Origin of the sequence: Bradyrhizobium erythrophlei (genome assembly GCF_042430365.1) — a bacterium.
In the GTDB taxonomy this organism is placed as follows: domain Bacteria; phylum Pseudomonadota; class Alphaproteobacteria; order Rhizobiales; family Xanthobacteraceae; genus Bradyrhizobium; species Bradyrhizobium erythrophlei.
Map to the genome: position 1 here is coordinate 76154 of NZ_JBHMET010000039.1, position 23149 is coordinate 99302.

Consider the following 23149-nt stretch of genomic DNA (forward strand, 5'->3'; position numbering starts at 1 on the left):
TCCAATCCCCGTAAGTTGCGGGCGGCGTCCGACCACGTCCCTCGGCAGTGTCCGGAAGGCCCGGGAACCCGATCTGCCATTCGACGGCCGGTTGAATTCGCGGCGCCGGGGTCTTATGCGTGGCCCCTATGAACAGCCTTGCCCACGCCGAACAGTTCTTGACTTCCTGGCCTCGCCACCGGGCGCACCCCGGCAAGGCGGCACCGTTCCTGCCGATGAACCGCGCCGAGATGACGGCGCTCGGCTGGGATGCCTGCGACATCGTGCTGGTGACGGGCGACGCCTATGTCGATCATCCGAGCTTCGGCATGGCGATCATCGGCCGGCTGCTCGAAGCCCAAGGCTTCAGGGTCGGCATCATCGCGCAACCCGACTGGCATTCGGCCGAACCATTCAAGGCGCTGGGCAAGCCAAGGGTGTTCTTCGGCGTCACCGGCGGCAACATGGACTCGATGGTCAACCGCTACACGGCGGACCGCAGGCTGCGCCATGACGACGCCTATACTCCCGGCGGCGAAGGCGGCAAGCGGCCGGACCGCTGCACCATCGTCTACGCCCAGCGCTGTCGCGAGGCGTTCAAGGACGTGCCGATCGTGCTTGGCGGCATCGAGGCGTCGCTGCGCCGCATCGCGCATTTCGATTATTGGTCAGACAAGGTGCGCCGCTCGGTGCTGGCCGACGCCAAGGCCGATCTCCTGCTCTACGGGAATGCCGAGCGCGCGGTCGTCGAGGTGGCGCACCGGCTCGCCGCGGGCGAAGCGCCGCGCGATCTCGACTCCATCAGGGGCGTCGCGCTCTTCCGCCGCGTGCCAGACAACTACACGGAGCTGCATGCCGACGATCTCGACTCCGCGGATGAGGGCGCATCGCGCCATCCCGGCGACACCGTGATCCGGCTACCGGCGTGCGAGCAGGTCGAGCAGGACCGCGAGGCCTATGCCCGCGCCTCGCGCGTGCTGCACCGGGAGAGCAATCCCGGCAACGCGCGACCGCTCGTCCAGCGCCATGGCGACCGTGACCTGTGGCTGAACCCGCCGCCGATCCCGCTGACCACGACCGAGATGGACGCGGTCTACGATCTGCCCTACGCCCGCGCGCCGCATCCGTCCTACGGCGATGCCAGGATTCCTGCCTGGGAGATGATCAAGTTCTCGGTCACGATCATGCGCGGCTGCTTCGGCGGCTGCACGTTCTGCTCGATCACCGAGCACGAGGGCCGCATCATCCAGAACCGCTCCGAGGGCTCGATCCTGCGCGAGATCGAGCGCATTCGTGACAAGACGCCGGGCTTCACCGGCGTGATCTCCGACATCGGCGGGCCGACCGCCAACATGTATCGGATGGCGTGTAAGGATCCGAAGATCGAGGCCGCGTGCCGGCGACCGTCCTGCGTCTTCCCCGAGATCTGCCCGAACCTCAACACCTCGCACGACGACCTGATCCGGCTCTATCGCAAGGTGCGCGAGGTGAAGGGCGTCAAGAGGGTGATGGTCGCCTCCGGCGTGCGCTACGACCTCGCGGTGGAGAGCCCCGCATACATCAAGGAGCTCGTCACCCATCACGTCGGCGGCTACTTGAAGATCGCGCCCGAGCACACCGAGCGCGGTCCGCTCGACAAGATGATGAAGCCGGGGATCGGCACCTACAACCGCTTCAAGAAGATGTTCGATGCCGCCGCGGAGCAGGCCGGCAAGAAATACTACCTGATCCCCTATTTCATCGCGGCGCATCCGGGCACGACCGACGAGGACATGATGAACCTCGCGCTTTGGCTCAAGAGGAACCGCTACCGCGCCGATCAGGTGCAGACGTTCCTGCCGTCGCCGATGGCGACCGCCACGGCCATGTACCACACCGGCGTCAATCCGCTGCGCGGCGTGCGGCATGGAGGAAGCGACAAGGTCGAGGCGATTAAGGGGCTCAAGCAGCGCCGGCTGCACAAGGCCTTTCTGCGCTATCACGACCCCGACAACTGGCCGGTGCTGCGCGAAGCGCTGAGACAGATGGGCCGCTCTGACCTGATCGGCTCCCGGCCCGATCAGCTCGTGCCCGCCCACCAACCTCCCGGCACCGGCAAGGCCGCCGGCACACGACGGCCCGTGCGCCAGGGCGATCGGACGCAGCGATTCACCACCAAGGGCGTGCGGGTGATGAAGTGAGCGGGCCGCGGAACGGCGCGGCCCGGCGGTCGAACTTCATCCGCGTATGAATGCGAGAAGATCGGCGTTGATCACGTCGGCGTTCGCCGTATGCATGCCGTGCGAATAGCCCGGATATATCTTGAGCGTGCTGTTCCTGAGCAACTTGTCCTGCAGGAGTGCTGCATTCTTATAGGGAACGACTTGGTCATCGTCGCCTTGCAGGACGAGCGTTGGCACTGTGATCGTCTTCAGATCCTCGGTCTGGTCCGTTTCCGAGAAGGCCTTGATGCCTTCGTACTGGGCCTTGGCGCTCCCCATCATGCCTTGGCGCCACCAGTTCTGGACGATCCCCTGTGAGACCTTCGTGCCCGCGCGATTGAACCCGTAGAAAGGTCCGGAGGGCACATCAAGGTAGAATTGCGCGCGGTTGGCAGCCAGGGCGGCGCGAAAACCATCGAACACCTCGATCGGGGTGCCGCCGGGATTGCTTTCGGTCTTGACCATCAGCGGCGGAACGGCGCTGACCAAGACCGCCTTGGCAACCCGACCTTGCGGCTGGCCGTGTTTGGCGACATATCGCGCAACTTGGCCGCCGCCGGTGGAATGGCCGATATGGACGGCGTTCTTCAGGTCGAGATGCTCGGCCACTGCCGAGGCGTCAGCGGCGTAGTGGTCCATGTCGTGACCGTCGCTGACCTGGCTTGAGCGGCCGTGACCGCGACGGTCGTGGGCGACCACTCGATAGCCCTGGGCCAGGAAGAACAGCATCTGCGCATCCCAATCGTCCGAGCTGAGGGGCCAGCCGTGATGGAAGACGATTGGCTGCGCGTTCTTTGGTCCCCAATCCTTGTAGAAGATGCTTGTCCCGTCCTTGGTTGTCACGAATGTCATGGCCTCGTCTCCTTACTCTCGCGAAGGGGCTTCTCACCTTTCGGCATGATCGAACATGTTCAACCGCGTTGGCATATTCAGAACCAGTTGCGCGTCCTTGACCACGTCGAGGCGGAGGATGGTAGACGCCCCCAGACCGTCGAGTAGCTGGCTCATTGGCCCGCCACTGCGCAACAGCTTAACGTTTCGCGGAAACAGGCGTTCCGCAAACGAGAGCGTGTTCGACTGAACGGAGGTCTGATGCCATTCCCCATCGATCAGGCTGATCATGGTGTTTGTCCCCATGTGCGATTGGGGCGCGACATTGCATAATGTCGGACGCGGCGCACTGAGGGACAAATCCGGGGTGCCGTCGGCGGTAGCTATGCAGGCCGTCGCGTCAGTGCCGATGTTCACGTCGATCTCAGCGCGCCACTTGGGCAACTGATAGCCATACACCCCGCGCAAGCGCGCGATTTCCGTCGTGACGGGGAGCGCCAACACATGCGCGAAGAAGCTTCGCCGCCGTACGGATCTGAGCAGTTCCAGCGCATGCGATCCGCGCGCGCCAGGCCGACGGATCACCACGGCAATGGAAACTTCGTTGTAGGGATCGTTGTCGCAGACCGCGTACGAAAAGAAAGTCAGCGCCACCAATCCGGTTCCTGGAAATGCCCGCAGAGGCTCGAGAGGCATCGGCAGCATCGCCCGCAGGCGGGATATCGGCGCCAGAAAGAGCAGCTGGATATTGCTGCTGCGGTAGTAGAAGTTCGGAGCCCATGTGGGGCCGACTCTCGAGGCGACCAGCTGCTTGGGTATTCGGCGGAAGTAGTCGATATTACCTGCGGCGGGGTCTCGCGCCACGGCATCGAGATCCGGGTTCATCCGAAATCGGTCGTAGTATCCTCCTTCGGGCACATCGACCTTGTGCCCCCCGAACTCGACCTCTGCGAACTGCCTACTCATACGCGACAGCCTCTCTCGACAACTGGCCCGACAGGAAGCTCCCCGGGAGCGAGCCGATCGACGGCCAGCGGCCCGATCGTAAGGTTAAACCGAACTTCAAGGTCAAGCATCGAGGCACCCGCTTATCGTCAGGCCGCGGCCTTTCGCGCCTCCATCCAGCGGCGATATTGCTTGGCTCGGCGCCTTGCGGCCGCCTGCGAGACGACCAGCGCCCAAACCGGCGAAACGCCGGGTGCCGTCCGCCGGCGGCGACTGAGGCGGGTCAACTGGTATTTGACGGCAGCCATATGCGCTGACGAGGCGAGCGGCTTGTTCTTCCAGGTGATCGGCTTGAGGGTCGGGACGTTGGTTCGGCCGAGCCGCCAGTTGCGCGGCAGATCCGGCTCGATCGCGAGCGCAGTGGCGATCCCTGCCATGGCGACACCGCTGTCGATCACCTGCTCCGCAACCTCACGCCGACGGATGCCGCCGGTGACCATGAGGGGCATCGTCGCGACCTTGGCGATGTCGCGCGCGAACTCGAGAAAGTATGCCTCGCGCGCCAGCGTGCGCTCGTCGCGCGCCGACCCCATCATCGCCGGCGCCTCGTAGCTGCCGCCGGAAAGCTCGACGAGATCGACGCAGAGCGGCGCGAGCATCGCGACCACGGCCTGGGCGTCCTGCGGCGTGAAGCCGCCGCGCTGGAAATCGGCCGAGTTGAGCTTGACGGCAACCGCGAAACCGGGCGCGACCACAGCGCGCACGCCGCGCACGATGTCGAGCAGCAGGCGCGCCCGGTTCTCGAGACTTCCGCCCCAGCGGTCCTGCCGACGATTCGACAGCGGCGAGAGAAACTGGCTGAGCAGATAACCATGCGCGGCATGGATCTCGACGCCGGTGAATCCCGCGCGTTCCGCGAGACGCGCGGTGGTGACGAAGCGGCGTTCGACCTCCGCGATGTCGGCCGCCGTCATCTCCCTCGGCATCGGAAATTGCTTCGACAGTGCCCCGAGGTCCAGCGCGACCGCCGACGGCGCCAGCGTCTCCTGGCCGAGTGCCGCCGGCATCTGCCGCCCGGGATGATTGATCTGCATCCATATCTGCGCACCGCGCGCGCGCCCGGCCTCGGCCCACGCCTTGAAGCGGTCGAGATGACGGTCGTTTTCCAGCACCACGCCGCCGGGGCCGGTCATGGCGCGGGCGTCGACCATCACGTTCCCGGTGATGATCAACCCGGCTTCGCCGTCGGCCCAGGCGCGATAGAGACGCAGCAGCTCTTCAGAGGGCGCATGGTCGGCGTCGGCCATGTTCTCTTCCATCGCGGCCTTGGCAATGCGGTTCGGGATCACGGCGCCGCTGGGCACCGTCAGTGGGGAAAACAACGACATCGGCGGTCTCCAAAGAAAGATTTTGCGCCACCCTAACGTTTAAGTTAAGTTGAGGGTCAAGCGTTTATTATTGCTGAGGAGCGCCGAACATGAAGATCGGGGAACTGGCGAAACGCAGCGGCCTCACCCATTCGCGCATCCGCTTTTACGAGAGCATCGGCCTGTTGAAGACGGTCGAACGCCGGCCGAATGGCTACCGGACCTATCCGCCGGAGACGGTGCTCATGCTCGACTTGATTGCCACCGCGCAGCAGGCCGGCTTCAGCCTTGACGAGATTCGCACATTGCTGCCCTCCGACCTGGAGCAATGGGAGCATGGCGCGCTGATTGGAACGCTCCGCCGCAAGGTGGCGGATATCGAGGCGCTGGAGGCGCGATTGGCGCAGAGCAAGGCGCAACTCGTCGCACTCATCAAGGATATCGAGGCAAAGCCGGACGACATCGACTGTGCCGCCAATGCGCGACGGGTTCTGTCGCGGATGATGGACGGCGCGAGAGAGCGCCCGACCATGGCGGCCGGCGACGTCAAGCTGCTCGAGAAGGCGACCCGGCGCCGATCTGCGAAGGCCCGCTAGAGCGTTTTCAAGCGAAGTGGACACCGGTTCGCGTGAAGAAAACCGCGTCAAAACAAAAATCTAGAGCCCCGTTCCGGTTCTAGCGGAACGGGGCTCTAGGCATGCACCGGCAAAGCCCGTTGCGCTGCCCCACGGTCAAAGACGTGCCGCCACCCACCTTGCTGCCCCGTAGGCAGGGTCCGACTCGAGCGTGCTTGATTCGCGTCCGGTCTATTTCGTCGGACAAGGAGCGCCTGCCGCGCCCCATTGCCTCACATATTCGACCAATTGAGCCGCGGAGTAGGGAGCGGACTCCCGTCCCGGGCCCGGTGCCCAACCCCAATGGACAAGCTCACTCTGCGCGATGTGTCCGGCGATCTTGTCGATGGTTCGGTTGCCGTTGCGCGCGGGGTCCTTGATCTGGGCGCAAATCTCGGCGCTCGATTTGCTGAACCATTGCATGTCCGGTGGCGGAAGCAGCCACTCCGGAGCGCCGGGCGGACCATGCGTGACTTGCGAGTTGTGCAAACCATGACATGCGCTGCAGGCGATGGACTCGGCGCCAATGCGGCTCATGCCCGCATTGATATTCATGCCGTGGGGGCGCGGCGTGGGTCCGTAACTTGAACCCGACCATATCGGCACGTTCTCGGGACCGACGTGGCAATTGGCGCAACGGGGGTGCGAGAAGACCTCGTAAATCTTGCTCCAGACCTGCAGCCCCTGATCCTGGGCCACGGCAGGAGTGGATATCAGCAGGATGGCAAGCACATAACGGATCATTTGCCGAGGCCCTCAGACGAACGCGACATGCTTGTTCAGCGGCAACTCGCGAATGCGCTTCCCGGTCGCGGCAAAGATGGCGTTGGCGAGCGCAGCAGCGGCGGGCGGCACGCTTGGCTCTCCGATGCCGCGGATCTCGCTGGTGTTCGCGAGCGCGCGAATCTCGATCCGAGGCGCCTGGTAAAGTCGCATGCCTTCATAGGCGTGGTAATTCGTCTGCTGCGCAATCCCGTCCGCATATGTCAACTCGGCGTTCATGGCGTGGCCCAGCCCCCAGATGACACCGCCTTGAACCTGGTTCGCAAAATTCTCAGGGTCCAGGACCTTGCCGACCTCTGCCGCGACAAAGACCTTGTCGATCCGGATGCCGTGCGAGGTGTTGGTGACCTCGACCACTTCCGCGACCGGCACGCCAAACGACAGCGTGAAGGCAATCCCGCGCCCGCGATCCTTGCCGAGGTCGCTTCCCCAATTGGCCATTTCGCCTACCGCCTCGAGCACCTTGCGCGAGGGCTCGTGCCAGCACAGCCGCAGCCGCTCCTTCAGCGGGTCCGCGCCGGCGAGATGGATCAGTTCATCGAGGAAGCAGTCGTGCAGGAAGCCATTTCCAGACGCCCCGACCGAGCGCCAGGAGCTGATCGGCACAAGCTCCGGCACCCGATAACCCGTCACGCGATAGTTCGGAATTTTGAACGGCTGGTCCCAGGCGCCGGCGACGATGGCAACGTCAGGACCCGGGATCGACAGGTTCTGCCGACCCAACTGTGACGCGTTCACGGATGGGCAAGCGATCCCGAGATCATAGGCGTCAACCTTGCCATCCTTCACGCCGCCGCGCATGCGTGCCACGGCGAGCGGACGCGGAAAGTCGTGGGTCATATCTTCCTCCCGCGTCCACGTCATCTTGATTGGCCGCCCCGGATACGCCTTCGCCAGCTCGATCGCCTGGCGGACATAGTCGTCCTCCAGACGCCGGCCGAAGCTGCCACCGGACATCTGCGCGTGAAGATGAACGTCTTCGGCGCCAAGTCCGGACACGGACGCCGCCCCGTGCACCAGGAAGATCGGGATCTGTGTTCCGGTCCAAATGTCGAGGCGGCCGTCCTTGAGCTGGACGACGACGTTCATGGGTTCGAGCGGCGCGTGGGCGAGGTAAGGCACTCTGTATTCGGCTTCGATCACGCTTGTACTCGTGAGCGCGGCCTCGACATTGCCTTCGTCCTTGAGGCGACTGTCGCGGCGCGCCGGGATGAAGGACGCCGCCACCGTCTCGAACATCGCCTCGCTACTCGCAGGATAAGGCGCTGGCCCCCAGTCGAATTTGATGAGGTTTACGGCCTTGAAGGCGCGCCAGGTGTTGTCGGCGATGACGCCGACGCCACCTGTGATCGGGACGATCTTGATGACGCCCTTCGCCTTGGCGGCCTCGCCGCTGTCATAGCTCTTGACGCCACCACCCAGACGCGGATTGGTGCGGACGGTGGCATAGACCATGCCCGGAATTCTGAGGTCGATGCCGTAGGCGGCCGTGCCCGTGCACTTCGCCACCATATCGATCCGCGGCATCACCTTTCCGAGGTAACGCCACTCCGACTCGGGTTTGAGCTTCACGCTCGTTGGCACGGCGATGGTCGCCGCCGTTGCCGCAAGAGAAGCATAGCTCAGCGACCTGCCGTCCGGCGTGACAACGGCGCCATCTCTTGTCTTGAGATCGGCTTTGCCTATGCCGGTTTGCTTCGCGGCCGCCAGCAGCAGCACCTCGCGGGCGACGGCACCAGCCATGCGCATCTTCTCGTAAGCGTCGGCAACCGTCGATGAGCCGCCAGTCACCTGCACGCCCAGGAGCTTGCCAAGGACGTCGCCGAACGCGCGCGCCTCGCGCGCGAGGAAGCTGCCGTCGGTCGCCGCAAACGGCAGGCCCTCCGCCAGGACCTTGCCGTTGTAGTAGGCCGCGCTCGGCGGCCCCGGGTCGACCTTGATCTGCTCCCACGCGAGATCCAGCTCCTCGGCGACCAGTGCCGCCTGCACGGAGTACACTCCCTGCCCGACGTCGGCGCGCGGGGTGATGATCGTTACGCCGCTGCGATCAATCCGCACGTAAGGCGTCAGCGCGACCTGCCCGTCTTCGAGATCCTCGAGCAGAGGATTGGCCGGCGTCCGCTTGTAGGCGTAGATCCCGAACACAACGCCGCCCGCCACCGCAGCCGAGCCGGCGAGAAAGCTGCGTCGGGCAATCTTTCCAGCGCGGCTCATGGCTTTTTCTCGCGCAGTTTGGCGGCGGCTGCCTTTACCGCTGTCCGGATGCGAGCATAGGTCCCGCAACGGCAGAGGTTCGCCGACATCGCACGGTCGATATCCTCATCGCTTGGCTCGGCATTGACGTTCAACAGCGAAGCTGCCGCCATGATCTGCCCGGACTGACAATATCCGCATTGAGCCACCTGGTGCTCAACCCATGCGGCTTGAACCGGGTGCATCGCTTGCGGCGATCCGAGCCCCTCGATGGTGGTAATCTCGCCACTGACATCGCCGACCTGGAGAGAGCAGGACCGCACGGCCGCGCCGTCGACATGCACCGTGCATGCACCGCACATCGCAATCCCGCAGCCATATTTCGGGCCGCTGATACCCAACTCGTCTCGCAGCACCCAGAGGAGAGGCATGTCGTCTTCGACATTCACCTCGTGCGTCGTTCCGTTGACCTTCAGGCGCATGAACTCTCCGGAGCACGGCTGATTGCGCGCCACTCAGCTGATGATCTTAGTCGCAAACCAGAGCTGATCGGCCGCAGGATTATCCTCCCGGAATGCAAACGTGGCAAATCCTCTGTCAGGTTCGAGACGCCCCTTGGACTCGTACGCAATTGAAATTGCTTGCAGTTTTTCTACCGCCGTGGTTCGACGGCGGTTGGTGCGGCCTCGGCCTGACGCACCGCCGCATGGAATCTCGGCCAGCCTCACGACAGGACAGCGTGCGCCTTTCGCTCCGGCATCGTAGTATTGTCGTCGGGAGCTGTCGAAGCTTCGAGACCGAGGATGTCGCGTACGCATGCGATCGCGGCGCTTGAAGAGATGCACTCCAGAATCAAGCTGATGACCGTGGCAGCGGTCGGACGGCGCGGCAAATGGAGGACATTATGGCGTGGCGTGACGACAAGGCCCGGGCAACCCTGATCCGCGATGCCGCGGGCAGCGTGACGCCGGGCAAGAGCCCCCGGGCCTTTGCCGAACCCTTGTTCGGCTACACCAATATCGAGGATCTCGCCAATTATGACGCCGCCTCGCTTGCCCTCCTGGCGGAGCAAGCCTGGGAGCACGTGCAGCGGCGCACGGCAGGCCGCGCCGATATCCGCGTCGTCAATCCGACGTTGCCGAACGGGCGCGAGATTTCCGTGCTCGAGATTCTCAACGACAACATGCCTTTCCTGTACGACTCCACCATGGCGGAGCTCGCCGAGCAGGGCATCGAAGTCACCCTCGTCGCTCACCCGATCATCGCCGTAGAGCGCGATGACCAGGGCAAGCTCGTGCGCTTCTACGGCGAGACCCTCCCGGAGGGAGCCAAGGGGGCGCGCGAAAGCCTGATTCATCTCCACATCTCCCGCCTGGATGCCGATGCCGATCGCCAGAAACTGATCGACGGCCTGACCAGGACGTTGAACGACGTCCGCTCCTGCGTCACCGACTGGCGCGCCATGCGCGACCGTGTCGAGGAAGCGATCAAGACGTTCTCGTCTAATCCGCCGCCGTTGCCGATCGACGAGGTCGCCGAAGCCAACCAGTTCCTGCAATGGCTCTGCGCGGACAATTTCACTTTCCTCGGCGTGCGCGAATATCGCTTCTCGCCCGACAGCGATGCGCCCGACGACATCACCACCGGCGAAGGCCTCGGCATCTTGCGCGATCCTGACGTGAAGGTCCTGCGCCGCGGCAACGACATGGTTGTCATGACGTCGGAAATCCGCGAGTTCATGCACGAGCCGACGCTCTTGATCGTCATCAAGGCCAATGTCTCCAGCCGCGTCCATCGCCGCATCCGGATGGATTATGTGGGCATCAAGCTCTATACGCCCGACGGCCGGCTCGAGGGCGAATTGCGCGTCGTCGGCTTGTTCACCTCAGGCGCCTATACCCGCTCGGTACGGCAGATCCCCTATGTCCGCCACAAGGTTGCGCGGGTGCTCCAGCGCGCCGGCTTCGATCCGGCTGGCCATTCCGGCAAGGCGCTCATGCATATCCTCGAAGAATATCCGCGTGACGAGCTGTTCCAGATCGATGTCGACACACTCTATAACTTTGTCATCGAGATCCTGATCCTCTACGAGCGCCCGCGCGTCCGGGCGCTGGCGCGGGTCGACAAGTTCGATCGCTTCGTCTCCATCCTCACCTTCATTCCGCGCGACAAATACGACACCGATGTCCGCACGCGCGTCGGTGCCTTCCTGTCGCAGGTCTACAAGGGGACCCTGTCCGCCTCCTACGTATCATTCCCTGAAGGCGCGCTTGCGCGCGTCCACTACATCGTCGGGCGCTATGAGGGCAAAACGCCCGTCGTCGAGCGCGCCACGCTCGAAGCCGGGATCAGCGCCATCGCCGCGACCTGGGCCGACAAGCTGAAGGCCGCGCTCGCCGCATCGACCGACGGCATGCGGGCGCGCATGCTCGCCAACCGTTATGCCCAATCCTTTAGCGGCGGCTATAGCGAGATTTTCACTGCTGAGCAGGCGATCGCCGATATCGCGACCATCGAACGGCTGACCCCGGCCCGCCCGGTGACGATTTCGGTTCACCGCGACGAGGGCGAGGACGATCCCAAACGCTTCGGCCTGAAGGTGTTCTCCGACGCCGCACCGTTATCGCTGTCCTATCGCGTGCCGGTGATCGAAAATCACGGCCTGCGCGTGGTCAACGAGCGCACCTATCAGATCGTGCCCGGCAACAGGCCGGAGCCGGTCTGGCTGCACGACATGACGATCGAGACCAGCGATGGCCAGCCGATCGAGATCAATCCGGACTTCAGCCATCGGCTGGAAGCCTCGATCATGGCGGTGGTCGGCGATCGCGCCGAATCCGACGGATATAACGCCTTGATCCTACGCACCGCCCTGGGCTGGCGCGAAGTCTCGACCATCCGGGCGCTGTCGCGCTACCTGCACCAGATTCGCGCTCCGTTTACCCAGGACTACATGTGGCAGACCTTGCGCAAGAACGCTGCGATCACGGCCACCCTCGTCGCGCTGTTCCAGACCCGCCTCGATCCGCGCCTCGCCTCCACGGACGCCGAGCGCTCGGCACGCGAGACGGCCCTGCTTGCCGAGGTCGAGGAGCAGCTCAAATCGGTCGCCTCGCTCGATGAAGACCGCATCCTGCGCCGCTTCACCAATCTGGTGCAGGCTACCATCCGCACCAATCTGTGGCAGATCGGCCACGACGGACATCCGCGTCCGGTGATCTCCTTCAAGTTCGACGCGCACCGGATCGACGATCTGCCCGCGCCACGACCTCTCTACGAGATCTTCGTCTATTCACCACGTGTCGAAGGCATCCATCTGCGGTTTGGCAAGGTTGCGCGCGGTGGCTTGCGCTGGTCCGACCGGCCGCAGGATTTCCGCACCGAGATCCTCGGCCTGGTGAAGGCGCAGCAGGTCAAGAACGCCGTGATCGTGCCGGTCGGCGCCAAGGGCGGCTTCGTGCCCAAGCGCCTGCCGCCGCCTTCCAATCGCGACGCCTGGCTCACGGAAGGCACCGAAGCCTATCGCATCTTCGTTCGCTCGCTGCTCGAACTCACCGACAATCTCGACGGCGACATCGTCGTACCGCCCGACTCCACTGTGCGCCACGACGGCGACGACCCCTACCTCGTCGTCGCTGCCGACAAGGGCACCGCCACCTTCTCCGACGTCGCCAACGCGATCTCGATCGAGAAGAACCATTGGCTCGGTGATGCCTTCGCTTCCGGCGGCAGCCAGGGCTACGACCACAAGAAGATGGGGATCACGGCGCGCGGCGCTTGGGAGGCGGTCAAGCGCCACTTCCGCGAGCTCGGCACCGACATTCAGACCATGCCCTTCACCGCGGTCGGCGTCGGCGATATGTCTGGCGACGTCTTCGGCAACGGCATGCTGCTCTCGCCGGCGACAAGGCTTGTGGCGGCCTTCGATCATCGCGACATCTTCATCGATCCTTCGCCGGATCCTTCGATCAGCTTCGCCGAGCGCAAGCGCCTGTTCGACCTGCCGCGATCGAGCTGGCAGGACTACAACAAGTCGCTGATCTCGCCGGGCGGCGGCGTGTTCTCGCGCCACCTCAAGGCGATCCCACTCGCGCCGGAGGTGCGCGCCCTGCTCGATCTCGACAAGCCGCAAGCCACGCCCTTCGAGGTGATGACGGCGATCCTGAAGGCGCGCGCGGACCTGTTGTGGTTCGGCGGCATCGGCACCTATGTCCGCTCCTCCTCCGAAGGCGACGATCAGGTCGGCGACCGCGCCAACGATCCGATCCGCATCACGGGCGGCGACGTGCGCGCCCGGGTGATCGGCGAAGGCGCCAATCTCGGCGTCACCCAGCGCGGCCGCATTGAAGCGGCGCAGAAGGGCGTCAGGCTCAACACCGACGCGATCGACAATTCGGCCGGCGTGAACACGTCCGACGTCGAGGTCAACATCAAGATCGCGCTGGCGCGCCTCGAGCGCGAGGGACGCCTCAGCCCGGCTGATCGCAACAGCCTGCTTGCCGCGATGACCGACGAGGTCGGCACGCTGGTGCTGCGCAACAACTATCTGCAGACGCTTGCGCTCTCGCTGGCCGAGCGCAAGGGCGTGGCCGAGACCGGCTTCCTCACCCGCCTGATGCAGTCGCTCGAGCGGCGCAACCTGCTCAGCCGCGCGGTGGAGTTCTTGCCCGACGACGCAGCGCTCGCCGAGCGCACACGGCGCGGCCAGTCCCTGACGCGGCCCGAGCTTGCCGTGTTGCTCGCCTACGCCAAGCTGACCCTCTACGATGACCTGCTGGTCACCAGCGTGCCTGATGATCCCTATCTCGCCCGCGAACTATCGCAGTATTTTCCACGCGAGGTTCAGGACAAATTCCCGACCGCGGTCGAATTCCACCGCCTGCGGCGGGAGATCATCGCGACCAGCCTCGCCAATGCGGTGATCAACCGCGGCGGCCCGGCCTGTGTCGTGCGCCTGATCGACGAGACGGACGCCGATATCCCGATCATCGTCATGGCCTATGTGGCGGTCGACGAATGCTACGGGCTGAAGTGGCTCAATGACGCGATCGACGCGCTCGATACCTGCATCGACGGGCAGGTGCAGCTGTCGCTCTACGCTTCCGTGCAGGACCTCCTGCTCTCGCGCATGGTCTGGTACGTGCGCAATGTCGATTTCAAGGATGGGCTGGAAGCCGTCGTCGCGCGCTTCGGCCCGGCGATCCGCCAGATCGTCGCCGGGCTCGACACCACCCTGCCGCCGGACCTGCAGGCCGCGCGCGGCAAGCGGCGGCAGGAACTCACCGACGCGGGCGTCCCGCCCGGCCTCGCCGGCGAGCTCGCCGATCTCGACGCGCTGGTCTCGGCACCCGATATCGTGACGGTTGCCGAGCGCACCGCCCGCCCGATCGGCGAGGCGGCTGCGACCTTCTTCGCCGCGGAAGCCAATTTCCGTCTCGACCGCATCATCGCCGCCGCGCGCAGCGTGCCGGCCAACGACTATTTCGAGCGGATCGCGATCGATCGCGCCGTCGAGCAGATCGCTGCCGCCGAAAGAAGATTGGCCGCGGATATGCTGGCAACCGGCCAGTCCGGCCAGCAGGCCGTCGAGACCTGGCTCGCGGCTCACCCCGAAGCGACGCGCATCCGCCGCTCGGTCGAGGAGATCGCCGCCAGCGGCCTGACTCTCGCCAAGCTGACGGTTGCAGCGAACCTGCTCGGGGACCTGGTCAAGGCCTGAGGGTGTGCGAAGCAGCGATCTGAAACCGCAAGGCGCAGTGCTGGGGCGGGGAAGCGCAGCGATGCCGACGATTGATCAGCGGCATCGCAAGCAAAGGGGAGAATGGCGCGCCCGGAACGATTCGAACGTCCGACCCTCAGATTCGTAGTCTGATCGCCGGGGCCGACGGGGCTGCGAGGCAGCCGTCAGTAGCCACAAAAGCTAAATGAATTCAAAGCCCATTGCCGACAAGGCTACCTTGGGTCACGCGGCGTTTTGCGTTACGGTGGTAGCTACGTGGTAGCTACGGGGACCCTCAGATGGCACTCAAGAGCGTCACGGTCCGCGCCGTACAAGCGCTCGCTCCGGGCGAAAGCATTTGGGACGCGGACCACAAAGAAGCGGTGCGGGGCTTTGGTGCTCGTCGGCAGCGTGACGCAGTGGCCTACGTCATCAAGTACCGGGCGCACGGTCGGCAACGGTTCTACACCATTGGCCCCCATGGCTCGCGGTGGACGCCCGAGAAGGCCCGGCGCGAAGCCAAGCGGCTGCTGGGGCTTGTCGCGGATGGCGAAGACCCTGCGGACGAAAAGGCCCAAGCGGCGCTTCAGGCGGCCGACACTTTGCGGAGAATTGCTGACGAGTATCTTAAGCATGCGCGAAAGAAGCAGAAGCCGCGAAGCTATGCCGAAACGGAACGGCATTTGCTGATCGATTGGAAACCGCTGCATTCAGTCTCGGTATTCAATATCCGCCGACGCGACATCGCCGCTCGACTTGCCGAGATAGCCGAGACCCAAGGGGCAGTTGCTGCGGGCCGGGCCCGAGCGGCTTTGTCGGCCATGTTCAATTGGGCAATCCGCGAAGGGCTCGACATCGCGGCTAATCCCGTGATCGGCACTAACCGCCCTGGTGGAGCCCAAGGCGCGTGACCGGGTCCTTGCCGACGCCGAGCTATCCGAGATTTGGCGCGCATGTCGCGATGATGACTATGGTCGCATTGTCCGGCTGTTGACGTTGACCGCTCAGCGTCGCGACGAAGTCGGCGGCATGCGATGGCCCGAAGTGGCCGGGGCGACGTGGACTATCCCCGGAGCCAGGACGAAAAATCATCGTGAGCATTCGCTGCTGCTGGCCCCTGCTCCGCTGGCGCTGATTGAGGCGCAGCCCCGGCGCAATGATCGCGATTTCATCTTCGGCGACGGGCCGCGTCGGGATGGCGATCCGCAACGCGGCTTCTCCGGCTGGTCGAAATCGAAGGCCGCGCTTGATACCCGCATTCTTGAGGCTCGGCAGAAGGCCGCAAAGGATGCAGGCGAGGACGTGGACGAAGTGAAGCCCCTGCCCGATTGGCGCCTGCACGATCTTCGACGTACAGCCGCAACCGTGATGGCGGATCGGCTGGGCGTGCTGCCGCATATCGTGGAAGCTGTGCTGAATCATGTGTCCGGCCACCGGGCGGGCGTGGCCGGAGTCTACAATCGGGCACTCTATTCGGCCGAGATGCGCGATGCGCTGGAGCGCTGGGGCGAACATGTGGCGGCGCTTGTCGGCGATGCGAGTTGCAATTTACAGCCCGCCGCAAAAATTCGTGGGCGTTCAGATACAATTTAGTATTTCGACGGCTCACGTCTGCTATAGACAATCAACGGCATCCGGATCGGGGTAATGACCTACGCAATAAGCGTAGGCTCTCGGCAAGCTGAAAGAGCTTTCAGGCTCAACAGCCGTCGCACCAGAATAGCCTTCGGGCTCGCCGCTTCCTCAAACATCGTTGGAGAACGATCATGCCTGCATTGCTTATGCAGCGTGAGGCGGCTGCGCTACTACGCCTCTCAGAACGTACCCTAGAACGCTGGCGCGTCAGCGGCGACGGCCCACCATTCGTCAAAGCGGGCCGCCGGGTGCTGTACCGGCCTGCCGATCTCGACACTTGGATCACCACTCATATCGTTAGCAGCACCAGCGAGGAGGCGGCGCGATGAACGACAAGGCTCAACTGATCCCCGTACCGGTCATGCCTGATATTGCCAAGCTCAGGCATCATCCGATCGCGGCGGACTTTCCCATGGCGAGTGATAATGACTTCGAGAACCTGAAGACCTCGATGACGGATCGCGGCTTCCTCCCCAATGAGCAAATCGTGCTGTTCGGTAATCCGTCAATGGTCCTTGATGGACGCAATCGCCTCAAGGCCGGGATTGCCGTGGGGCACAAGTTCACTAAGGAGAACTTCCTGCTGTTTACGGGCAACGAAGTGGAGGCCGAAGCCTATTCGAACGCAAAGAATGGTGCGCGTCGTCACCTTACCGCTGAGCAGAAGGCAGAACGGATCAAGGCCTACATCGCGCAGTATCCTGACGCTTCAAGTCGCGAAATCGCCCGGAAGCTCAGCGTCAGCCACGTCACCGTTGAAAGATACAAGAACGAGAAGACCGAGACCGAAAAGGAGTACAGCAAATTCAAAGCTGTCTGGAACAAACTCTCGGACGAGAACAAAACCAAGTTCATCAGAGAATGTTCAGCGTGACCATCAAGTAACTTTCTGATCGAGCATTTCTTTAGGGGCGGATCATTTATCCGCCCCTTCTTTTTGATCGCGATCCCCGGCCTCGGATGCCACCGCGCTTCCGAGGCTTTTTTTATGGCCCGGGCGTGCCGTTTTTATGGCCCGGGCGTGCCGTTCGATCCCGTAACCCATTGACAACGCTTGACTTTATCTCGTAATACGTGTATACTGGTATGATACAATCAAAGGATGCGCACCATGATCGAACGCAAATGCACTTACTGCGGCAACCCCGTCATCCCGCGAGAAGCCAAGCACAAGTTTTGTTCGGACGACTGTCGGATCGGGTTCTATGCGGAGGAACGCCGGGAAGCCGTCGCACGCCTCCGGCAGGAACGCGAAGCCTCGACCTACTTCGAACATGCACAAGCCGACGCTGCGCCCGGCGGACGCTTCGCAAACGCTGCGCCGTTGCACGTGACCAGAGCGGAGCCGTCTGTACCACTCACTGCGCCCGACTGGTCCCGCGCCATGGCCTCGATGCCCGATGAGCCTCCGCTCAACGAAGACGTGAATTGGCTGCCCGACATGACTGTAGTGGAGCGCTGACGATGACCAACGATGAAGTGTTGAAGCTGTTGAAGGGGCTCTCGAAGCGGTTTGGGATTTCAATCACGGAGATTGATCGCATGGCACGGATAGCTGCTCAATCTAACGCTGGGCTTGATCCGCTACCGCTTGACGAACAGGGACCGCCCTTTCGGTTCGATCAGCCCAAGCTCTGCGTGTTCGACAACGACGACTTCACTTGCCTCAACGAGGTGCCGCCGCCGAATGCAGAGGTCAATCTGCAGAAGGCTCAGCAAGAATTCATTGCCGACACTCGCACCACCGATGAAATCTACAAGAGCGGTCGGGTACTGACGTTCGAACAGCATTGGCTCCTGTTCCGGAACGCATGGGATTGGTTTCGGTTCTGGGCTCGCCGAGCACCCGATCCGCAATCGCGGGAGACGTGGGCCGCAGGGCTTCGGCAGTTGGATGCGGCCGCAGAGCGCATCAACGGACTGGTGAACGCTCACCTGCACCGACATGGCGTGCATGTGCTGACGGGTCGGCGACGCGAGGAGGACCACCAATGAGATTTCGCTTACTCAGCCCGTGGCCCGTAGGACAGTGGCTGATCCCCGCCGGCACCGAGATTGAAGTCAGCCGAACTCCGGCTGACGAAGCTGATTTGTCCAAGTTCGACTCGCTCCCGCAATCCGACCTAATCAAGTCAGCAGCCCGAGCCGCTGCGGATCGGGCCACATCCGCCTACGTGGTGCCAGTCCCCACCACAGCGTGGGACAACGCAGAGAGCAATTCATTCGTCGGCATCCCTCTCCCGCTCCCTCTCCCTCTCAACGCGAAGGCCCTCGATCAAGAAGCCTACGATCAGATGGTCCGTTGGTACGGCGATGAGTTCCTGCATCTTCTCCAATACGAACCCAGCATCAAACCGAAAGGAAGAACGCAATGAGCAAATCCAAATCCCACAGCGGCGGCGGCAAGACCGAACGCCAAGTCCGTCCGGTCGGCGGCTCCGCGAACACTCGTAAGGTCTCCGCTGACGCAGTCTCGAATATCGGCCGATCGATCGGCAACCACATCAGCGAGGCTGGGGGCAAAACAGTCCAGCGCCCCAACGTGCCATTGTACCAATCGGCAAAGGCCCCCGTGCCGATGGGTAACGCAGTCGGGACGAATATCGGCAAGGGCGGACCCGGCGCGGGGCGCACCGTTCACGGTCGCAGCGGATCACAGGGAACGCATGGCCCCGTGAAGTATGGCGAGACGCCGCAGCCGAGGGACATCCTTTCAGAGTTCGGACCCGAGAGCAGCCCGAGGGGCAAGCGATGAGCGCCGACGCATACCTCGCCAAGATGGGCTTGGTGCGCACTCAGCCGCAGCCGCAGAAGCCCGCTCCGCAGGCACCACCGAAGACAATCGCTGAGTGCCTCTATCCGCACCTGATCCCCAAAACCAGCAAAGGAAACCGAAATGAGCACAGCATTGAAGCAAGCACAACGCCGCGAAACGCTGACGAAGCTCGGAGTACCAGAGTGGCAGATTGATATGATTCTCGGCGGCGTCGGAGACGATCTCATGGCCGACATCGTGCGGGACTTCCGCAACGGTCCCGCATCGCTGCCCGCGATGGGGGGCGCAGCAAAGGTCCGCGTCGAGGGCGCTCCCGTGGTGCGTGATGCGCCGTCGCATTCCCCGGGAAGGGGATGGGTGGAGCCGCCTGCGGTGGATGACTGGCGACCGCCTGGGCAGGCCATCATGGATCAGATGATGGACGCGCACGATGCGAAGTGGCGTGCGGACCGCAAGAAGGAGTTCGGCGGATGACCGCGCAAATCTTCTCGTCGCATGACTTCCTCTGGAAGTTGGTCGAACGCAACATCGCGGCGTTCCTCGATGGCCGCGAGCGCGATATGGAGCTCGCCAACATCGGCCGCGCCATCGGCTTCGGCCTGCTCGACCAAATCGAACCGATCAAAGATTGTTGGGCTGAGGCCCGCAAGATGAAAGAGGCGAAGCAGCGACCCGCAGCGGATCGAGGCGCGTGATGAGTGATGAAGTTGCAAAGGGCCTCGTCGCAAGATTTCAGCGGCGAGTTGGCGCGGCTGCCCCCAAGCTCATCGAGCCCGAAGCGGCGAAGCCCGCGCCGCAGCCTGAGCCCGAACCGCCGAAGGCTGAGCCACCACCGAGCGCGGCCCCCGGCGAGGCTCAGATACTAGTTGACGTAGGCGCGCCCTACGAAGTCGCGCGGCGCTTCTTACTCAGCCGATATTCCATCGGCAGCGTCCCCACGCTACGCTGCTGGCATGGCGATTGGCGCAAATGGACCGGCACTCACTATGCAGAGATGGAGGACGCCGCACTCCGCACCGAGCTTTACGATTTCCTCGCGACGATCAACGGAGGGAAATTCGATCCCAAACCAAAGCACGTGAACGAATTGATCGATGCGATCAAGGCCCGGGTGTTACTCAACGAAGAAATTGAGGTGGGCACTTGGCTCGGCGACGACGCTGCGCCGTGGGGCGATGGCGCATTCATCTGTTGCAGGAATGGCGTGGTTCGGCTCAGCGACGGAAAGCTATGGCCCCACGATCCAAAGCTGTTTGTGCTCAACGCGATCGAAACTGAGTACCTGCCCGAAGCGCAGGCGACCAGATGGCAAAGCTTCCTTGACGAGCTTTGGACCGACGACGAAGTCACCCGCGATGCGTTGCAAGAGTTCTTCGGCTTGGTGCTGACCGATGAAACCCGATTCCAAAAAGGCTTCATCCTCGTTGGCCCCGCACGAAGCGGCAAAGGCACCATTGCGCGGGTGCTTCGCAATTTGCTCGGCAGCAAGAACTACTGCGGCCCGAGCCTCAATCAAATGGCCCGGGAATTCGGCTTGCAAAGCTTCATCGGCAAGAAGCTCGCGGTTGTGCCCGACGCACGGCTCGACAACCGGGCCAATCGCAGCGTCATCACCGAGAAACTGCTCAGCATCATCGGCGAGGACCCCCAGGACATCAATCGCAAGAACAAGGACTTTTGGAGCGGGGTACTCCGCACCCGGATCATGATCCTGTCGAACGAACTCCCCGACTTCAAAGACGATACGGGCGTGATCGCGACCCGGTTCATCATCCTGCAAACGCAAGTGAGCTTCCTTGGTCGGGAGGACCCCGGCTTGGAGGACAAGCTCAGCGCAGAGCTGAGCGGCATCCTCAATTGGGCCATCGCGGGCTGGCAACGCCTCGCCTCCCGGGGCAAGTTCAAGCCGCCGGGCAATGGCGAACTCAATGACGAACTCGCCGGGATGGCCAGCTCCATCAAAGCCTTTGTCGCGGAGCGCTGCGAGCTTGGCGCGGACTACTCAGCAGCCGTTGACACCATTTATTCCAGCTATCGGGAATGGTGCCAGAGCAACGGCGGCGGCTGGTCGGATCGGCTGCCGATCAATCAATTCTCCGGCAAGCTCCGCTCGGCATTCCACGGGCAAATCGAAACGATCCGACCGCGCACAGGCAACGAGGGCCGCAAGCGTATGTTCGCGGGCATCCGCATTCGCCAGCTTCGCGTGCTCAAGTGATGCTCGAAGCGTGGTCCGCACGGTCCGGACGTGGTCCGCATAAAAGTCCGTGGTCCCGCATGGTCCGCATGCAAATCTAGTGCGCTCCGGTGGCTTAGTTAAAACTGAGGATAGATTTTCATGAGGACCATGCGGACCATGAGGACCAAGAGGGAAATGGAGGGGGAGAACCGATGCAGATGGGGGGTCTTAGCGAACTTCATGCGGACCGGATATGCGGACCACATGCGGACCAAGGGTAAACCATGAACCTGTTGCCTGATCTTTCGAGAGCCGCGTCGGAAATCGAGCTTGCCTCCGACGCAACGTCGCTGGATTTTTTGCAAGCGGTCTATCGTGACGAAGGCTTGCCGTTATCAACCCGAATGCGAGCGGCAATCGCCGCGCTGCCATTCGAACGGCCAAAGCTGGCGGTGATCGCCAACGTCCGCGACTTCGCAGCGCAGATGGAAGCCGCACAGCGTGCCCGGGGCATGTCGCCAGTGATCGACGCAAAGCCGAACTTTCAAAAAGTGGAGGTTTTGAAAGAGCCAGATTGATCCTGATGCCTCCCGGATCGAGATCGCTCAACTAATCGGACGTAAGCGACGCTTGAGCTTCGCCCATCTGAAATAGTGCGACTGACGCCGGCCTTTAAATTCTTTCCAATCTTCAATCATTCCCAGAAAGAGCCGGCGCCGCGAATATCTCAACTGGCCCAATTCCCGCTCTAATTCTGTCTCCCCTAATGCAAGAACTCGTAGCTCGAATTGATACTTATATTCTTCAAACGCTGTAGGAGAAATTCGGCTTTCGGCATTCTCAAAGTTCTTATAGCCCCGCAGATTCTCCTGCTCTAAGTACGAGATATGTGAATTGCAGGTTTGGCAAAGCAGCCCTCGAATATTGTATATCGTCTGTTTCGATCGAACTCCTGGGTGATGTTCGTGATCAAAAACCAAGCCTGTTCGTCGGCTGCAAAAATAGCATTGGAATTTCTGTTCGCGGGCCAACTCAATCAGCAATTGCTGGGTGCGGTTTTCGAGCTTGTGCCACTCCACTAATGATTTCAGGAATAGGCCGGGCGGCAATCTATCCCAGCGAGACCGGCTTAAAGCTCTGTGAGCTCGTAGGGATCGTCTCCTCGGGCGAGCGATCATCACGGCCGAAGCCTACTTATAGTGGTGTGACTAACCCCGAACGTCCGCGCAATATCCGTCAATGCCTCACCAGCCTCCCGCCGCGCTAGCGCCTCACGCTGTTGATCCCGATTAAGCGCCGCAGGTCGCCCCATGTGCACCCCGCGCGCCTTCGCTCGCTCGCGCCCCTCACCAGTGCGGGCCTTGATCAGCTCTCGTTCGAACTCAGCAAGCCCGCCCAGCACGGTCAGCATCAGCCGCCCATGCGCCGTGGTCGTGTCAGCCCAGGTATCAGCCAAGCTCTTGAATCCCGCACCGGCCTTCCCGATCGCATCGAGCACGTTGAGCAGGTCCCGCGTCGATCGCGCTAACCGGTCCAGCCTAGTGACTAGCAGAACGTCGCCTGCCTTAAGGGCCGCGAGTGCCCGCGTCAGCGCCTTCCGATTGCCCGCACTGGCCCCGCTGATCTTTTCGGAGAACACCTTGGCCGCACCAGCCGCCACCAGCTGGGCTTCCTGGCCCGCGAGCGTCTGCCCCTCAGTACTCACCCTGGCATAGCCGTACACCGTCATCGCTGCGCTCCACTTTCGTGCAAGACTTACGCACAGTGTAACCCACTGACGAATCAACCTCAACGAGATCGTGCAGAAGTCCTAACTTTCGCACGCAGGCGGCGGACGGTCAGGCAACATGCGTTGGGGTACCCCGGGGCCAAAAATCGTCGGCGTGAACCGGCCCTGTAGTGCCCCGCGCAAATTGTGAGAAATCCG

At 62.9% G+C, this 23149-nt stretch carries 22 protein-coding genes and 1 tRNA gene; 14 read left to right on the top strand and 9 right to left on the bottom strand.

What is annotated here, in order from left to right:
• Window positions 1-128 precede the first annotated feature (128 nt).
• Window positions 129-2159, top strand: coding sequence for a YgiQ family radical SAM protein (locus tag ACFFWD_RS06460; protein WP_376962621.1), 2031 nt, complete (start codon window positions 129-131; stop codon window positions 2157-2159).
• Between the two features lie 36 nt (window positions 2160-2195).
• Here the strand turns inward: ACFFWD_RS06460 and ACFFWD_RS06465 are convergent, their stop codons facing one another.
• From ACFFWD_RS06465 to ACFFWD_RS06475, 3 genes are all read right to left on the bottom strand, one after another.
• The gene (locus ACFFWD_RS06465; RefSeq protein ID WP_376962623.1) at window positions 2196-3032 is read right to left on the bottom strand and encodes an alpha/beta fold hydrolase; all 837 of its coding nucleotides are present in this window, start codon (window positions 3030-3032) and stop codon (window positions 2196-2198) included.
• Between the two features lie 33 nt (window positions 3033-3065).
• Window positions 3066-3977 carry an acetoacetate decarboxylase gene (locus ACFFWD_RS06470; protein ID WP_376962625.1) on the bottom strand — a complete coding sequence of 304 codons (912 nt, stop codon included), beginning with the start codon at window positions 3975-3977 and terminating at the stop codon, window positions 3066-3068.
• Between the two features lie 128 nt (window positions 3978-4105).
• On the bottom strand, window positions 4106-5344 hold the full coding sequence (locus ACFFWD_RS06475; protein WP_376962627.1) for an NADH:flavin oxidoreductase/NADH oxidase family protein: 1239 nt from the start codon (window positions 5342-5344) through the stop codon (window positions 4106-4108).
• Window positions 5345-5433: 89 nt separating this feature from the next.
• Here ACFFWD_RS06475 and ACFFWD_RS06480 point away from each other — a divergent pair, with 89 nt between their 5' ends.
• Window positions 5434-5919, top strand: coding sequence for a MerR family transcriptional regulator (locus ACFFWD_RS06480; RefSeq protein ID WP_376962628.1), 486 nt, complete (start codon window positions 5434-5436; stop codon window positions 5917-5919).
• Between the two features lie 210 nt (window positions 5920-6129).
• Here the strand turns inward: ACFFWD_RS06480 and ACFFWD_RS06485 are convergent, their stop codons facing one another.
• From ACFFWD_RS06485 to ACFFWD_RS06495, 3 genes are read right to left on the bottom strand one after another with little or no spacing between them, the layout of a single operon-like run.
• Window positions 6130-6681, bottom strand: coding sequence for a hypothetical protein (locus tag ACFFWD_RS06485; RefSeq protein WP_376962630.1), 552 nt, complete (start codon window positions 6679-6681; stop codon window positions 6130-6132).
• A 12-nt stretch (window positions 6682-6693) separates the two neighbouring features.
• Window positions 6694-8934, bottom strand: coding sequence for a xanthine dehydrogenase family protein molybdopterin-binding subunit (locus ACFFWD_RS06490; RefSeq protein ID WP_376962632.1), 2241 nt, complete (start codon window positions 8932-8934; stop codon window positions 6694-6696).
• On the bottom strand, window positions 8931-9395 hold the full coding sequence (locus ACFFWD_RS06495) for a (2Fe-2S)-binding protein (protein ID WP_376962634.1): 465 nt from the start codon (window positions 9393-9395) through the stop codon (window positions 8931-8933). The genes ACFFWD_RS06490 and ACFFWD_RS06495 overlap by 4 nt, the downstream gene beginning before the upstream one ends.
• A 410-nt stretch (window positions 9396-9805) precedes the next feature.
• On the opposite strand from ACFFWD_RS06495, the gene ACFFWD_RS06500 reads away from it, so the two are divergent.
• Window positions 9806-14632, top strand: a complete 4827-nt coding sequence (locus ACFFWD_RS06500) for an NAD-glutamate dehydrogenase (protein ID WP_376962636.1) — start codon at window positions 9806-9808, stop codon at window positions 14630-14632.
• Window positions 14633-14735: 103 nt separating this feature from the next.
• On the opposite strand, the gene ACFFWD_RS06505 is transcribed toward ACFFWD_RS06500, so the two are convergent.
• Window positions 14736-14807 (bottom strand) — tRNA-OTHER (locus ACFFWD_RS06505).
• Window positions 14808-14931: 124 nt separating this feature from the next.
• Here ACFFWD_RS06505 and ACFFWD_RS06510 point away from each other — a divergent pair.
• From ACFFWD_RS06510 to ACFFWD_RS06560, 11 genes are all read left to right on the top strand, one after another.
• Window positions 14932-15543 carry an integrase arm-type DNA-binding domain-containing protein gene (locus ACFFWD_RS06510; RefSeq protein WP_376962638.1) on the top strand — a complete coding sequence of 204 codons (612 nt, stop codon included), beginning with the start codon at window positions 14932-14934 and terminating at the stop codon, window positions 15541-15543.
• Window positions 15524-16225 carry a tyrosine-type recombinase/integrase gene (locus ACFFWD_RS06515; protein ID WP_376962640.1) on the top strand — a complete coding sequence of 234 codons (702 nt, stop codon included), beginning with the start codon at window positions 15524-15526 and terminating at the stop codon, window positions 16223-16225. The genes ACFFWD_RS06510 and ACFFWD_RS06515 overlap by 20 nt, the downstream gene beginning before the upstream one ends.
• 173 nt (window positions 16226-16398) lie before the next feature.
• Window positions 16399-16596 (top strand): helix-turn-helix transcriptional regulator, encoded by a 198-nt coding sequence (locus tag ACFFWD_RS06520; RefSeq protein WP_376962642.1) that lies wholly within the window; start codon window positions 16399-16401, stop codon window positions 16594-16596.
• On the top strand, window positions 16593-17141 hold the full coding sequence (locus tag ACFFWD_RS06525; protein WP_376962644.1) for a helix-turn-helix domain-containing protein: 549 nt from the start codon (window positions 16593-16595) through the stop codon (window positions 17139-17141). Before ACFFWD_RS06520 ends, ACFFWD_RS06525 begins: the two co-directional genes overlap by 4 nt.
• A 237-nt stretch (window positions 17142-17378) precedes the next feature.
• Window positions 17379-17729 (top strand): hypothetical protein, encoded by a 351-nt coding sequence (locus tag ACFFWD_RS06530; protein ID WP_376962646.1) that lies wholly within the window; start codon window positions 17379-17381, stop codon window positions 17727-17729.
• Between the two features lie 2 nt (window positions 17730-17731).
• Window positions 17732-18262, top strand: coding sequence for a hypothetical protein (locus ACFFWD_RS06535; protein WP_376962648.1), 531 nt, complete (start codon window positions 17732-17734; stop codon window positions 18260-18262).
• Window positions 18259-18642 (top strand): hypothetical protein, encoded by a 384-nt coding sequence (locus tag ACFFWD_RS06540; RefSeq protein ID WP_376962650.1) that lies wholly within the window; start codon window positions 18259-18261, stop codon window positions 18640-18642. Before ACFFWD_RS06535 ends, ACFFWD_RS06540 begins: the two co-directional genes overlap by 4 nt.
• Before the next feature lie 521 nt (window positions 18643-19163).
• Window positions 19164-19517 (top strand): hypothetical protein, encoded by a 354-nt coding sequence (locus tag ACFFWD_RS06545; protein ID WP_376962652.1) that lies wholly within the window; start codon window positions 19164-19166, stop codon window positions 19515-19517.
• Window positions 19514-19738: a hypothetical protein gene (locus ACFFWD_RS06550; RefSeq protein ID WP_376962654.1), complete on the top strand. Its 225-nt coding sequence runs from the start codon at window positions 19514-19516 to the stop codon at window positions 19736-19738. Before ACFFWD_RS06545 ends, ACFFWD_RS06550 begins: the two co-directional genes overlap by 4 nt.
• Window positions 19738-21261, top strand: a complete 1524-nt coding sequence (locus ACFFWD_RS06555) for a DNA primase family protein (RefSeq protein ID WP_376962656.1) — start codon at window positions 19738-19740, stop codon at window positions 21259-21261. Before ACFFWD_RS06550 ends, ACFFWD_RS06555 begins: the two co-directional genes overlap by 1 nt.
• Before the next feature lie 245 nt (window positions 21262-21506).
• Complete coding sequence (locus tag ACFFWD_RS06560) at window positions 21507-21800, top strand: hypothetical protein (RefSeq protein WP_376962658.1); 294 nt, start codon at window positions 21507-21509, stop codon at window positions 21798-21800.
• 27 nt (window positions 21801-21827) lie between these two features.
• Here ACFFWD_RS06560 and ACFFWD_RS06565 read toward each other — a convergent pair whose 3' ends face one another.
• Both ACFFWD_RS06565 and ACFFWD_RS06570 read right to left on the bottom strand, forming a co-directional pair.
• Window positions 21828-22301 carry an endonuclease domain-containing protein gene (locus ACFFWD_RS06565; protein ID WP_376962660.1) on the bottom strand — a complete coding sequence of 158 codons (474 nt, stop codon included), beginning with the start codon at window positions 22299-22301 and terminating at the stop codon, window positions 21828-21830.
• A 98-nt stretch (window positions 22302-22399) separates the two neighbouring features.
• Window positions 22400-22951: a recombinase family protein gene (locus ACFFWD_RS06570; protein WP_376962662.1), complete on the bottom strand. Its 552-nt coding sequence runs from the start codon at window positions 22949-22951 to the stop codon at window positions 22400-22402.
• Window positions 22952-23149: the final 198 nt, after the last annotated feature.